Here is a 12,754-nt window from a genome sequence, read left to right as displayed (position 1 = left end):
CGGGGTAAGGCGCTACTGAGCTCGCGCCCTGCCGGCGCGAACCGCATAGGTATGGGCGGTACAGGCGGCCAGTTGCGCTGCCTGTTCGGCCAGCGGATTGGACGGCTCGGACGAATAGGACGCCGTGAACTCCAGATCGGGCGGATGCCAGTCGCAATCCACGATGCGCAGTTTCGCGGCCATCGCGTGCTCGGTGACGACATCGTGCGGCAACGAGGCGATGCCGATCCCGGTCATTGCCATCTTCAGCGCGGCCGCGATCGAATTGGCTGGGAAAATGCGCGGCATCTCTTCGAGATCGCGGCTGAACTTACGGTAGAGTTCGGTGTAGGGCCGCGTGGTGCGGGCGTAGCTGATGATGGGGAAACGCGTCAGCTCGTTCAAGGGGAGTTTCCGGCCCTTCGGCAGATCCAGGTCGGGAGCACAGACCCAGACGAGCGGAAACGGTGGCATATCGATGTTCTCTATCGCATACTCCGTGACCGGACCTGCCAGCAACGCAAGATCGATGCGGTGCGACATCAGCTCGCTGCGCAACGTTGCCGATGAATCGACCAGGATATCCGCATCGACGAGCGGACAATGCGCCTGCAGCTGTTTGAGGAAATCGGGCAGCCAGGTGTGGACGATGGTTTCAGACACCCCGAGCCGCAGCACGCCGGTGGTTTCCGAAAGCGATTGGGCAATCAGCTGAAGCCGCTCGGCCACCTTGAGCACGCCCTGCGCTGAAGGAAGCAGCTGCTGGCCCTGGGCGGTCAATCGCACGGCGCTTGCCTGGCGCTCGAACAACCTCGTGCCCAGCGCTTCTTCAAGGCTGGCGATGCGCGTCGAGACGGCGGGCTGTGTGGTGTTCAGCCGCTCGGCGGCCTTGCGGAAGCTGCCGAAAGCGGCAACCAGAAGAAATGTTTCTAATTGCTTGATATTGAAAGGGATCATTGTATCGATCAAACATTCTGTGCCGCTGAAAAGGTGGCTCGTTGGCGGGGCCTCATTGTCTCACGATAACTTGCGCGCCAACCTGCGCGCGAGCGTAAAGGTCGATGATGTCCTCATTGGTCAAGCGAATGCATCCTGAGGAATTCGCATTGCCGACGGTCCAGGGCTGGTTGGTACCATGGATACGATAAAGTGTATTGCCGATGTAAAGGGCTCTGGCCCCGAGCGGATTGTTCGGGCCTCCAGCAACGTGAGCGGGTAACGATTTTCCGGTTGCCGCGACACGGCTGCGCATCTCCCGTGGTGGCCGCCAGTCCGGCCATTCCTTCTTGTCGGAGATCTTGTCGCGGCCGGCCCACGCGAAGCCTTCCTTGCCCACGCCAATCGCATAGCGCAGCGCCTTGCCATTGCCGAGCACATAGTAGAGCCGCCGTTCGCCCGTGTTGACGATGATCGATCCGGCCGGCTGCAGGTCACTGTAACGCACGACCTGTTTCGGAACGGGCGACCATGATGGCGGCGGACCTTCATCCTCCTCAGTGTCATCGGCCTGGCCGAGCGATGAGGGTGGGATCACCGCATTGGCAGCTTCGTCGTAGGTCCAACTGCGCGGATCGTAACCGGAACGGGTCTGCGCGGCGGCAGAGGCCGCGACGAACGCGAAAGCCGCGAACAACACAAACCTTCTTCGCATCCGAAGCGCTGACCGCGTTCCAGTCTTTATCCGGACCGCCACGGAACGCGAGCAGGCAGGGGGGGCGAGTCTTGTCGTCATCGAATGTCCGTTGTGGCCACGATCACCATCTCGTGATCCACGATTGGAGCGCACCATATCGTTTCTGCCAGGGCGCGCAACATTTGGAACTGATTATTCATTCGCAATCCAATTGGACTTCCCATTTCGACGCCTGCGCGATAGAGTGAAGCGGCGGGTGAATGTTGTATGGGCCAGTTTGGCGAGAGCTGGTCTTTTCTCGGTAGGGTCAATGTTGACGGGACTCGTTTCCTGCAATTCGGATCGACTGTCTTTCACCGCCGCCGTTTTGAAATCGGCAGGCGTCGCTGGCCTTGTCATTCTTGGCATTTCCGCTGTTCCCGCCTCGGCGGCCGAACCGCGCTGGCCGGATGGTCCATACAAATACATCACCGTCGACCAGTCGGTGCGGGATGCGCTGATCGAACTGGGACGCAACATGGGTGTGACTGTCCGGGTCAGCGACCAGGTGAAAGGGCGCCTGAGTGGGACCATGCCGACTGGCACCGCAAAGACGTTTCTCGATGAGTTGTGCAATCGCTACGGCCTTGTCTGGCATTTCGACGGCCTTGTCCTGAACGTGGCGACCGAGGCCGAGGTTCGCCACGAGACGATCCCGCTCGATGCCAATGCGGCTGCGGGAGCGGAAGAAAAGCTCACCAGGCTTGGCGTCATCGATCCGCGCTTTTCATTGAAGGTTTCGCAGCAGGACGATGTGGTTCAGGTGGCTGGCCCGCCTTCCTACATCGACCTCGTCAAGAAGACGCTCGGCATCTCGAACCACGCGAAACAAAGCGCGCAAAAAATTGTCCCGGTTCGGGTTTTTCGAGGCAGGCAGGCGGAATCCCAGACCTTTTCCGCTGAAAAGCCGAAACAAGGGCAGGAGGCACGCTGATGCAAATTGCACCGATTGGAGCGCTGGAAGTCGCGCTTTCAAACATGTCCACGGGTATCAACCTGCAGCAGCAGGTTGCGGCTGGTTCGAGCACGCGGCCGGGCAATGGCTCGAATGCCGCGGACCCAAAATCGCAGGTTCTGAAAGCAAAGAAATCCGAGCAGGCGGGTACCGCGACAGGCATCAGCCAGCAGGTGGCGCAGGATGCGCCGCTGACCGCCGCATCGACAGCTGCGCGGCAGCAAAATCTGGAGCCGATCGATGCGACCAGCGAGCACAGGCTGTTCGAATATCTGACCCAGGTGGAAAAATCGGGGGGCGGGCAGGGTTCCGACACGTCCGCTCTGCTCGGCTCCGCCGTGAAATCACTGGAAGGGACGATGCAGAGAGTGCAGGCGGCTCTCAAGGAGGCCGGCGTCCGCGCGGATGGTAAGACGGATGGCAATCAAGACGTGGCCGGAGCCGCGGAAGGCGAGGAAAACGACGCGCCCGCCAAAAGCGCCGAGCAGCTGCTGAGCCGTTCGATCTCGATCATGTGGGCCGCCGCCAATCTCGAAGTGGTGACCAGCAGCGTGACGGCCGTCACGTCGTCCACGAGTACCCTTATCAAGCAGCAATAGGCATTCGCGGTGGTCGGGAAGTTGATATCGTCGCTCTTGCACCCGTTTGCGCCGCATCGTTTCGGGAAGTGGCTGCGCGCGATGCTGGCTGTTTCAGCCATGCTCGTTCTGCAGGCCTGTTCCGTGGAACTCTATTCCGGGCTCAATCAGCGGCAGGCAAACGAGATCGTCGCGACCTTGATCCGTCACGGCATTCCTGCCCAGCGCGAGGCCGGCAAGGACGGAACGATGACCGTCCTCGTCGAGAAGGATCGTTTCGCCGAAGCGATGGCGCTCCTGGACGAGAGCGGCCTGCCCAAACAGGAATTCCAGACGCTCGGCGATGTCTTCAAGCGCAGCGGTATCGTCTCGTCTCCCGCTGAAGAGCGGGCGACGATGATCTATGGCCTGAGCCAGGAGCTTTCGCGCACGATATCGGAAATCGACGGCGTGCTGTCGGCACGCGTTCATCTGGTGCTCCCCGAAAACGATCCACTCAAGCAAGGAATGGTGCCGTCATCGGCGTCGGTCTTCATCCGTCACCGCGCCTCCGTGTCGATGAACGAACTGATCCCGCAGGTGAAGATGCTGGTAGCCAAGGGTGTCGCTGGGCTCACCTATGACAATGTATCGGTGACGCTGGTGCCGGTAGCAGCATCGCCGGAGCCACCAACGGGCGAAACCGGCTTCACCTCGTTCCTGGGTCTATGGCTTCACCCCGACAGCGTGGCGGCGGCGCAGTGGCTGTTCTACGGGATGATGGCTGTCATTGCCGCCCTTGCGGGATGGCTGGTCTATCAGCGGTGGTACCGGCGGCCTGGCGTTTACGCGCTCGAAGTGCCGGCGGCGCCGGCTAAGAAAGCGTGACGCCGTTGACCGTGCGAGAGGAAACCGTCCGGTCGGATTGGCGGGAATTCTGGTCGAATCCCGCCAGCTATGCCGATGCCGGCTGGTTGTCCGAATGTTTCGACGGCCAGATCGGTTTCGACGCATGCGAGCGCATGCTCGAGACACCGCGGCTAAAGGCGAGGCTGTCGAAACTCCTGGCCGAACGCCACGACTTGACGCTGAAGGACTTGCCTCGGCTGCCGGAGCAAACCGATCGGCAAATCGCGCTTGCTTCGGGCGACGAACTCGAAAGGCTCGCCTTGCGCGCCGGTGCCATTTATTGGGCGAACAGCCTTGCCGCAGTTATCGACGGGCGTCAGGCCGGCGCGATCCAGGCGGCTCTTGGCCCCGAACTTTGCGCTCTTGCCGTGGCCAACCGCGATATCTCAGGTCCGGTCAGGCCACTGGAACCGCTGGACGATTTAAGCGGCAGGTTTTTTGCCGACGGCTTGAGCTGCCTCGAATCATGGCTACAGGAGGTGTCACCACAGCTCGCCAAACGGGTGCGTTTGAAGCTCGCGAACGGGCTGCCCGGTCTGGGTGACGCCAGGCAAGTCGCGGAACTCGGCGCGCGCATCCTGCGCCGCGCGATGGAATAGCCCCAGATGTCGAGTGCGGACGCCACCTGGACCACATTGCCACGGCCGCGCGCGCGCATTTTGCGCGCGGAGGAAGTGCGCGCTTGGCAGGACGGCCATGCGTTTGTCGAAACGGCCAAGGCGGAAGCACGAAAGCTGAGCGATGCCGCCAAGCGCGCCTATGCCGCCGAATACGCCCAGGGCTACAAGGACGGCAAGGCACAGGGCGAGGTCGACGCCACGCGGCTGGTCGCCGGCACTTCCGCCAAGGTCGATCGCTATCTGGCAGGCCTTGAGGCGGAAGTCGCAGGTCTCGCACTGGACGTTGTGCGCCGCGTGCTTGGGGAATTCGACGTTGGCACGCTGGTCGCCCGCGCGGCGATGCAGGCAATTTCGGAAGTCCGGCGCGCCAAATACCTGAAGTTTCGCGTCCACCCGCAGAACCTCGCCCGGTTGCGTGACGAGTTGAATGCCGTTCTGCGGGACAGTGACCTTGCCATGTCGGTGGAAATCGACGCCGACGACACATTGGCATTGGGAGCATGCATTCTTTCCACGGACATCGCCGTGATCGATGCTGGCATCGAGGCGCAGCTTGAAGCGATCTCCGCTGCGATAGCCTCCAAATCGCGGGAGGCTTCGTGACAGGGGAACGTGCAGCCGTCGAAGATCGCCTGGCTTCAATCATGCCCGGCTTGCGCTCGGGGCTGGTCGAGGATGCCAGCCGGCCGAAAAAGGGGCGCGTGCAACGTGTCATCGGCACGGTCATCCACGCCTCTGTCGTGGAAGCCAGGATCGGCGAGATCTGCGAATTGGTGGATCGCAGAACCGGCCGAACCATGAAGGCGGAGGTGGTCGGACTTCTCGAAGAGGCTGCCATCCTCGTTCCGCTCGGTGATCTGGCCGGTTTGTCGGGCTTGACCGAGGTCGTGCCCACCAGAAGGGATCAACAGGTGCCGGTTGGCCCCGGCTTGCTGGGCAGGGTCATCAACGCGTTCGGCGAACCGCTCGACGGAAAGCCGCTTTCGCTGGACGGCGCGTATCCCGTTCATGCCTATCCGCCACCGCCGCTGCAGCGCGGGCTGATATCGGAGCCGATCCAGCTCGGCATCCGTGCCATCGATGGCATGTTGATGTGTGCAAGGGGGCAACGCATCGGCATTTTCGGCGAACCCGGCGTCGGCAAATCGATCCTGCTGTCGAATATCGTCTCCGCCACCGATGCCGATGTCGCAGTGGTTGCCCTCGTCGGCGAACGCGGGCGTGAGGTTCGCGAATTCGTCGAGCGGCAGCTCGGAGCGGAAGGATTGGCGCGCGCGGTCGTTGTGGTTGCGACATCCGATCGGCCCGCTATCGAGCGCGTCAAGGCGGCCTATGTCGCCACCACGATTGCTGAATATTTCCGCGATCAGGGCAAGCATGTGCTGCTGGCCATGGACAACATTACCCGTTTTGCGCGCGCGCAACGCGAGATCGGCCTGGCGTCGGGCGAGCCGCCGACACGCCGCGGCTTTCCGTCGTCGCTGTTTGCAGCTTTGCCGCGCCTGCTTGAACGGTCGGGTCCCGGCCAGATCGGCTCGATCACCGGCCTCTACAGCGTTCTTCTGGAAGGCGATGGGACCTTCGATCCCGTGGCCGAGGAGGTACAGGCCTTGCTCGATGGTCATATCTTCCTGTCCAGCGAGCTGGCGCAGCGCAACCATTTTCCGGCAGTCGACGTGCTGCGCAGCCGCAGCCGATTGATGGAAACGGTCGCGCCTGGCCAGCACAGGGCGGACGCCGCGCGACTCAGGCAGCTCATGGCACGCTACGCCGATATCGAGCTGCTGGTGCGTGTTGGCGAGTACAAAGCCGGCAGCGATGCGCTGGCCGATGAAGCCATGAGCAAGATCGACGCCATCAATGGCTTTCTGCAGCAGGCCTCGGTGCAGAACGAAAACATGGAGGCAACGCGCCAGCGCATGCGGGAGATCGTCGGTGGATAAAAGTGAGATGATCGCCCAATTGCGCAAACTCAGGCAGCGCCGGGAAGACCATGCGCGCGACATCGTTTCCGCTCATCGGGTCGGCGTCGACGAAGCCAGACAAGATGTTGAAATGGCGTCGCAAATGCTCGCCGAGCACATGCGAAGGGCAATTGACGAGCAGAACGCGGCCGTCTCGGGGCTCGCCAATCGGGTGGTGAAGGCAGCCGAGCTCCATTTGGCGCAGAGCCGCTACGAGGCATCGTTCGCGAAAGCCGGCCAAATCAAAGCGCGGGGCGAGACGGCAACCCTCGTCCAGCGCGAACGCGAAGCGGGATTGGCCGCGGCCCGGCACCGATACCTGCAGAGCCGGAAAGCCCTGATGAAGCTGGAGAAACTGGCGGATCAACTTGACAAGCGAGCGGCCGTGCGTCGTGCCGCCGAAGCCGAGCTCCTCGATGAGGACCGCATGCCGCGCGCAAACAATGATGTTCGATGATCGTGCAGGTGGCAGTTCGATGTCTCGAGCCCTGACGACAGCGAAGGCTGCCACGCGGCGCAAACCCGCTGGGCGAAATCTCAACGGCGCTCTCATCACCGATGCTCTGGATCTGGCAAGGGTTTCGGCGGAACAGGTCGTGGCCCTGAACACCTTCTATAAACACCGTCGCGCGGCCGACATCACCCTGGCCGGACAGCCGGCGAAGATCGTAACCGACTGGTCGGCCGCCCAATCCGATGATCAGCCATCATGCACGCTGCGCTTCAAGATCGGAGAACATTCCGCCGAGCTTTCCGTGCCGCTCTCGCTCACCGAGCAGTTGCTGGCCACGGTGGACAAGACGGCAAGGCTAGGGACCCTTTTGCCTCAACACGCGGCTCTCCTTCTGGAAACTGCCATGGCCGACCAACTCGACTGGTTCGAAGCGAAGCTGCAGGCTCCGATAGAACTCGCCACAGTCGAAAAGCGAGAGCCGCCGGCTGAGGCGGCGCCATTCGGCTTTGTTTTGTCTGTCGGCGAACAACCGGCGAAGTGCGCCCTGCGACTGAATGACGGCGAGTTGCTTTCAAGGCTTAGCAAACTTCTGGACGAAACAGACCGCAGCGAAGCTTCGTTTCCGGCCGCGCTGCCTGTGCCGGTTCGCCTGTGGTGCGATGTTCTCGCCACCAGCCTCGGCGAAGTGAGGGAGTTGGAGCCAGGCGATGTCGTGTTGTTTGCCGAACAAGCGGAGGCAGTGCTTGTCATCGGCGACAGGCTGATCGCGCCCGTCAGCATAAGCGCGTCAGGGACACAGCTGTCTGCCGCACCAGCCGTTATTGCCGGATCGAAATGGGAGTGGATGATGGGTCAGGACACTGGAACCGCAAGCCAGGCGCTGGACGATGCGACACTCGACGATCTGCCGGTTGCGCTGGCGTTCGAGGTCGGCCGCAAGGCAATGCCGCTTGGCGACATCCGAAAACTGAGCGCCGGCGCCATCGTGCAGTTGGACGCAACCGGACAGGGCGTGGACATCCTGGCCAATGGCAAGCGGGTCGGGCAGGGCGAAATGGTCAGGATAGGCGAAAGCCTTGGCGTGCGGGTCACCCGCATGTTCGACAATGCTTGAAGCTTCGCCAAATCTCCTCGGAATTCTGGTTGCGGTCGGCTTTGTCGGCCTGCTGCCGCTCGCCGTCGTCACCATGACGGGATTCCTGAAGATTTCGGTGGTGCTGTTTCTCATCCGCAATGCCCTTGGCGTGCAGCAGATGCCCCCGAATCTCGTGCTTTATGGGATCGCGCTGGTGCTGACGGTCTATGTCACCACCCCGCTGATCAGTGAAATGGGGACAAGGCTGCAGGAAGGGCAAGTGCAGTTCCAGACCACGGACGATCTTGCCCGCGCCGCGCAGTTGGTAAAACAGCCTCTGCAGCAGCACCTGATCAAATTCACCCAACCGCGCGAACGCCAGTTCTTTCTCGACGGAACCGCGCGCCTGTGGCCCGAGCAGGCGCGCCAGAATGTCAAGGACGACGACCTTTCCATCCTGGTTCCGGCCTTTGTCGCTTCGGAGCTTACCCGGGCCTTCGAGATCGGGTTCCTGCTCTACATACCCTTCCTGATCATCGACATCGTCGTTGCCAACATCCTCATGACGCTCGGCATGATCATGGTTTCGCCGGTGCTGATCTCGATCCCACTGAAACTACTGCTTTTCGTCGCCATAGACGGCTGGTCGCGGCTGATGCACGGCCTCATTCTCAGTTACAGCTGACGCAGGGGCGGCGCGTGAACAGCGATTTCATCCTCGCGAAAGTCCAGAATGCGCTGATAACGGTGCTGCTCGCCTCCAGTCCGGCCATCATAGCAGCCTTGGCCGTCGGGCTTTTGGTCGGACTCGCCCAGGCTTTGACGCAGATCCAGGATCAGTCTCTGCCGCAGACGATCAAGCTGGTCGTGATCCTCGTGGTCATCATCGTCGTCGGCCCGCTGATTGCCCAGCAGATCGCCGAACAGGCCTCGGCGGTGTTTGACGAATTTCCGTCCGCGACCCGGTGATGCCGCACCATGCAGGTCGAACCGCTCTTCGCATCGCTCAGGGACCTGCAGCTCTATCTTCTGGCGGGAGCCTTCGTGTTGGCGCGCCTCGGCGGCTTCATGCTGATGATGCCGTTGTTCTCGCGCGTACCGCTGTCGGGACTGTTGCGCAACGGCGTTGCGCTGGCGCTTGCGGTCCCGATCCTGCCGATGCTCGTGCACACGCTGGCAGGGCAACCGATCGCCGGCGCGATGATCGTAATCTACATCCTCAAGGAGCTCCTGGTTGGCATGGCACTGGGGTTGGCGATGGGCGTGCCCTTCTGGGCCGCGGAAGCAGCAGGCGATATCCTCGACCTGCAGCGCGGTTCGTCCATGGGAACCTTGATCGACCCGATGATGACGCACGAGACCAGCGCCACCGGCACGCTGCTCGCCATCATCATGATCGCGATCTATCTAGCGGCAGGCGGGCTGGAACTGTCGTTGAATGCCGTCTACGACAGTTACGGTCTCTGGCCGGTCGAACGGCTGATGCCGGTGTTCAGCGGGGGTGCCGCCGGAATTTTCCTTGGTCTGTTGAACCAACTTCTGAAAATGGCGCTGACGCTGGCGTTTCCTCTCATCGTCAGCATGTTGCTGTCCGATATCGTGCTGGCCTTTCTGGCGCGCGCCTCGCCGCATTTCAATGTCTTCAGCCTGTCGCTGATCGTAAAGACGCTGGTCTTCTGCTTCGTCTTCGTCCTCTACGCGGCCTTTCTTTTATCCTACATGAACCGCGATCTCGGCTTCCTGCATGAGGCGATACGGCAGATCAAATTGCTCAGCTGTTTGGAGTGCCGATGAAAGCCACGATGCGTCGGCTAATAAACGCAATTTATTGTCAGGAGAAAATTCTGGCAATTTGACAATCGGCGTTGCCGGCCATGATTTAGTGCTTCCTGAAAGTCTTAAGCAACGCGGACTGCCTCGAAGCATGGGACGTCTGACCGGCTCAATCGTTGAAGATTTACGGCTGGTCGAGCCCGACCGGTTGCGCCGACTGGTGAGGGTCGGAGCCTATCGAGGCACAACAAGTGGACTGGCGCGCGGCAAGCTGCAGGCGAATGTCGTGATCGTGCCGCAACGTTTCGCCGGCGATTTTCACAAGTTCTGCCTCGCCAACCCGAAGGCGTGTCCGCTGGTCGGGCTCGGTCGTGCAGGCAGCCCGTTTGTTCCGGCGCTCGGCAACATCGACATCCGCACCGATGCCCCGCAATACAGTATCTTCTGCTACGGCGAGTTCATGCACCATGCCACCCACATCGTCGATCTGTGGCGACAGGATTTCTCTGCTTTCGCGCTTGGCAGCTCCCTGAATTTCGAGCCGACGCTGGTGGAGAAGGGGGTGCGGCTGCGCCACGGAGGCATCAGCGGACCGGTGCCGAAATACCGCACCGGGATCAGAAGCCGCGCGATCGGCCCGTTTGGCGGCAAGCTGGTCGTCGCGATGCGCGCCATCAGGCGCTGCGACGTCGACAAGGTGCGGGCGATAACCGCGCGCTTTCCCAACGCTCATGGTTCCCCCTTTCATATTGGGGATCCTTCCATCCTAGGCATAACCGATCTCGACTCGCCCGATTGGGGCGCTGCTATCGACCTGAGTGACGAGGAAGTTCCCGTATTCTGGGCAAGCAGCGTGACGGCGCAGGAAGCTCTGAAGCAGGCGGAACTGGCGATAGCCATCACCGCATCTCCGGGCCATCTGCTGATCACCGATGTGGACGCCATGGTCCGCAAAGGAACCGCAAAGGTCGCCTGAAGGCCAAAGGCTCGCGGAATTAACGCGTCGGTTTCTCCTCGGGGCGCTGGCAAATGAGCCCGGAGAGGGAACGGCCTCTCCAGCAATCGATCAACTCAAACTCAAACGGGCTGTCCCCTCTGAGACAGACAGCCATGCCGCCGCAACGCTATTTTACGCCATAGGCCGCGAATGCTTCCGGCGCTATGTCATGGATGAACGCGAATCTCTTGAAAATCTAGAAAAGAACCTTTTTCAGCTTATTTCAGCCGGCTATCAAGGTATAGGAAACAATCGGTCCACGCATTGAGGCGGGTTCTGGCCGCGTCGGGGCCCAATGCCGAAGCGAAACTGACGGCGCGGGGCTTGGCGTGTGTGGGTTGATCGTAGACTAGGCGTGTCGAGTTTTTGGAAGCCAAATCTCGATCGACAGACCTATCTCGCGATCGTCCGACACGACGGCATCGCCGCCATGTGCATTGGCAATGGCTTTCACAATCGGAAGGCCAAGTCCCGATCCCCCGCTTGATCGTGCCCTTGAATCATCACCCCGCCAGAAGCGCTCGAAGACACGCTTTTTTGACGAGGCAGGTAGTCCCGGGCCGTTGTCGCTACACCGGATGAGCCCTCGATCCTTCGTCGCGCGTGTCTCGACCACCAAGACACTGCCTGGGGCATAGCGGCGCGCATTATCCAGGATCGCAAGCAGAGCTTGCCGGATTCTGGCCTGATCGGCGAAGACGATCGCGCGCCCGAGATCGCGTTTGACCGTAATTCCGGCGTTTGCCAACTCTTGCTCGATCGAAGTCGTCGCAATATCGGCTTCCTTCGCAAGATCGATTTCGGCAAGCTTGAGTTCAAGCCTGCCTGCACTCGAAAGCCCGAGAGTTCTCAAATCTTCGACGATCCGCGCAAGGTCGTCGACGTGAGCAATCAAGCGACCATAGAATTCGGGACTCGGTTCGTAAGCGCCATCTGAAAGACCTTGGAGACGGCCTCGCAGAATGGTCAAGGGTGTGCGCAGTTCATGCGCAATCGCGGAATTTGAATATCGAAGCTCGGCCTCGGCGTTTTCCAATCGTTCAGCCATAGCATTGAAGTCCGTGATCAGGCTCTCCGCCTCACTGAACGCTCTCTTGGTGCCTTCCGCGCGCGCGGAAAAATCACCGTTTGCGATCGAGCGAACCGTCGTCGCAACTGATTTCAGCGGCGATACGATTCTCTGCGCTTGGAGCCATCCAACGATCGCAGCTGAACTGACACCGACGGCCAAAATCAGTCCGAGCACGACAAGGTCGCTCATCTGCAACTTGTCGGTCATGGCCTCTGCGGGAAACAGCCAGTCGTATAGCCAATAGTAAGCGATCCAGCCAAAAAACATCACAGCGAAAGCCCCGAGTGTCAGCGCGCTCATCGCGCGAAACAACTGACGGTTCAGACTGCTGGCCACGACCATTCCTCAAATTTGTATCCGATGTCCTGCAACGCCGATCAAAATAGCCGGTTTGCCCGCGCACGGCTGAATTCACGATCGGCCACGTAATCGAACGCCTAAACATCGAAATGCTTAGTCTGACAGTTGGGATGCTTTCTCGCGCAAGTCGGTGCCTGATGACCCTTTTTCCTATTCGTCATCGAAGGTGAGGGCCAGACATTGTGCCGCGCATTCTTTCCCGCCTCGGTTCTCAACTGAAGACTCCTTCATTTTAAGTCAACAGGAGATCGGATGTCTTGATACAAGCTGCGCGCAATCTGCGCGGTTGGCGAACGCAAGATGCCGATAAGCTCAGCGAGGGGCATTTACCTCAAGCAAGAGACAAACATGTTCGCCCGCCATTTTA

General features: G+C 60.7%; 15 protein-coding genes. 12 read left to right on the top strand and 3 right to left on the bottom strand.

Features of this window, described 5'->3' with window-relative positions; translation table 11 throughout:
• Positions 1-12: 12 nt before the first annotated feature.
• Together FZF13_RS04465 and FZF13_RS04460 are read right to left on the bottom strand one after the other, a co-directional pair.
• Positions 13-936, bottom strand: a complete 924-nt coding sequence (locus FZF13_RS04465) for a LysR family transcriptional regulator (protein WP_065997508.1) — start codon at positions 934-936, stop codon at positions 13-15.
• 52 nt (positions 937-988) lie between these two features.
• The gene (locus FZF13_RS04460; protein ID WP_373426387.1) at positions 989-1,615 is read right to left on the bottom strand and encodes a L,D-transpeptidase; all 627 of its coding nucleotides are present in this window, start codon (positions 1,613-1,615) and stop codon (positions 989-991) included.
• A gap of 139 nt (positions 1,616-1,754) precedes the next feature.
• Here FZF13_RS04460 and FZF13_RS04455 point away from each other — a divergent pair, with 139 nt between their 5' ends.
• From FZF13_RS04455 to FZF13_RS04400, 12 genes are all read left to right on the top strand, one after another.
• Positions 1,755-2,585, top strand: a complete 831-nt coding sequence (locus FZF13_RS04455) for a hypothetical protein (protein ID WP_245317472.1) — start codon at positions 1,755-1,757, stop codon at positions 2,583-2,585.
• Positions 2,585-3,205 carry a hypothetical protein gene (locus tag FZF13_RS04450; protein WP_065997506.1) on the top strand — a complete coding sequence of 207 codons (621 nt, stop codon included), beginning with the start codon at positions 2,585-2,587 and terminating at the stop codon, positions 3,203-3,205. The genes FZF13_RS04455 and FZF13_RS04450 overlap by 1 nt, the downstream gene beginning before the upstream one ends.
• A 99-nt stretch (positions 3,206-3,304) precedes the next feature.
• Positions 3,305-4,051, top strand: coding sequence for a type III secretion system inner membrane ring lipoprotein SctJ (gene sctJ, locus FZF13_RS04445; protein ID WP_245317471.1), 747 nt, complete (start codon positions 3,305-3,307; stop codon positions 4,049-4,051).
• On the top strand, positions 4,048-4,671 hold the full coding sequence (locus tag FZF13_RS04440; protein WP_065997504.1) for a SctK family type III secretion system sorting platform protein: 624 nt from the start codon (positions 4,048-4,050) through the stop codon (positions 4,669-4,671). The genes sctJ and FZF13_RS04440 overlap by 4 nt, the downstream gene beginning before the upstream one ends.
• A 6-nt stretch (positions 4,672-4,677) precedes the next feature.
• Entirely contained in the window at positions 4,678-5,295 is a 618-nt protein-coding gene (gene sctL, locus FZF13_RS04435) for a type III secretion system stator protein SctL (protein WP_065997502.1), read from the top strand.
• Between the two features lie 41 nt (positions 5,296-5,336).
• Positions 5,337-6,635: a FliI/YscN family ATPase gene (locus FZF13_RS04430; protein ID WP_065997500.1), complete on the top strand. Its 1,299-nt coding sequence runs from the start codon at positions 5,337-5,339 to the stop codon at positions 6,633-6,635.
• Positions 6,628-7,113: a hypothetical protein gene (locus FZF13_RS04425; RefSeq protein ID WP_150978922.1), complete on the top strand. Its 486-nt coding sequence runs from the start codon at positions 6,628-6,630 to the stop codon at positions 7,111-7,113. Before FZF13_RS04430 ends, FZF13_RS04425 begins: the two co-directional genes overlap by 8 nt.
• A 19-nt stretch (positions 7,114-7,132) precedes the next feature.
• Entirely contained in the window at positions 7,133-8,224 is a 1,092-nt protein-coding gene (sctQ, locus tag FZF13_RS04420; RefSeq protein ID WP_167523842.1) for a type III secretion system cytoplasmic ring protein SctQ, read from the top strand.
• Positions 8,217-8,870, top strand: a complete 654-nt coding sequence (sctR, locus tag FZF13_RS04415) for a type III secretion system export apparatus subunit SctR (RefSeq protein ID WP_065997494.1) — start codon at positions 8,217-8,219, stop codon at positions 8,868-8,870. Before sctQ ends, sctR begins: the two co-directional genes overlap by 8 nt.
• Positions 8,871-8,884: 14 nt before the next feature.
• The gene (locus tag FZF13_RS04410) at positions 8,885-9,154 is read left to right on the top strand and encodes an EscS/YscS/HrcS family type III secretion system export apparatus protein (RefSeq protein ID WP_065997493.1); all 270 of its coding nucleotides are present in this window, start codon (positions 8,885-8,887) and stop codon (positions 9,152-9,154) included.
• A gap of 9 nt (positions 9,155-9,163) precedes the next feature.
• Positions 9,164-9,979 (top strand): type III secretion system export apparatus subunit SctT, encoded by an 816-nt coding sequence (sctT, locus tag FZF13_RS04405; protein WP_065997492.1) that lies wholly within the window; start codon positions 9,164-9,166, stop codon positions 9,977-9,979.
• Positions 9,980-10,109: 130 nt separating this feature from the next.
• Entirely contained in the window at positions 10,110-10,934 is an 825-nt protein-coding gene (locus tag FZF13_RS04400) for a D-glutamate cyclase family protein (RefSeq protein ID WP_065997488.1), read from the top strand.
• A 370-nt stretch (positions 10,935-11,304) separates the two neighbouring features.
• On the opposite strand, the gene FZF13_RS04395 is transcribed toward FZF13_RS04400, so the two are convergent.
• Entirely contained in the window at positions 11,305-12,363 is a 1,059-nt protein-coding gene (locus tag FZF13_RS04395) for an ATP-binding protein (RefSeq protein WP_373426388.1), read from the bottom strand.
• Between the last annotated feature and the right edge of the window lie 391 nt (positions 12,364-12,754).

The organism is Mesorhizobium terrae, assembly GCF_008727715.1.
GTDB classification, from domain to species: domain Bacteria; phylum Pseudomonadota; class Alphaproteobacteria; order Rhizobiales; family Rhizobiaceae; genus Mesorhizobium; species Mesorhizobium terrae.
Note: the sequence above shows the minus strand (reverse complement) of the source record. Positions and strands in the feature narration are given on the sequence as shown.

Coding starts and splice junctions, on each gene's coding strand:
- FZF13_RS04465 (WP_065997508.1), bottom strand. CDS start 936: ATGATCCCTTTCAATATCAAGCAATTAGAAACATTTCTTCTGGTTGCC.
- FZF13_RS04450 (WP_065997506.1), top strand. CDS start 2,585: ATGCAAATTGCACCGATTGGAGCGCTGGAAGTCGCGCTTTCAAACATG.
- sctJ (WP_245317471.1), top strand. CDS start 3,305: ATGCTCGTTCTGCAGGCCTGTTCCGTGGAACTCTATTCCGGGCTCAAT.
- sctL (WP_065997502.1), top strand. CDS start 4,678: ATGTCGAGTGCGGACGCCACCTGGACCACATTGCCACGGCCGCGCGCG.
- FZF13_RS04430 (WP_065997500.1), top strand. CDS start 5,337: ATGCCCGGCTTGCGCTCGGGGCTGGTCGAGGATGCCAGCCGGCCGAAA.
- sctQ (WP_167523842.1), top strand. CDS start 7,133: ATGTCTCGAGCCCTGACGACAGCGAAGGCTGCCACGCGGCGCAAACCC.
- sctR (WP_065997494.1), top strand. CDS start 8,217: ATGCTTGAAGCTTCGCCAAATCTCCTCGGAATTCTGGTTGCGGTCGGC.
- sctT (WP_065997492.1), top strand. CDS start 9,164: ATGCAGGTCGAACCGCTCTTCGCATCGCTCAGGGACCTGCAGCTCTAT.
- FZF13_RS04400 (WP_065997488.1), top strand. CDS start 10,110: ATGGGACGTCTGACCGGCTCAATCGTTGAAGATTTACGGCTGGTCGAG.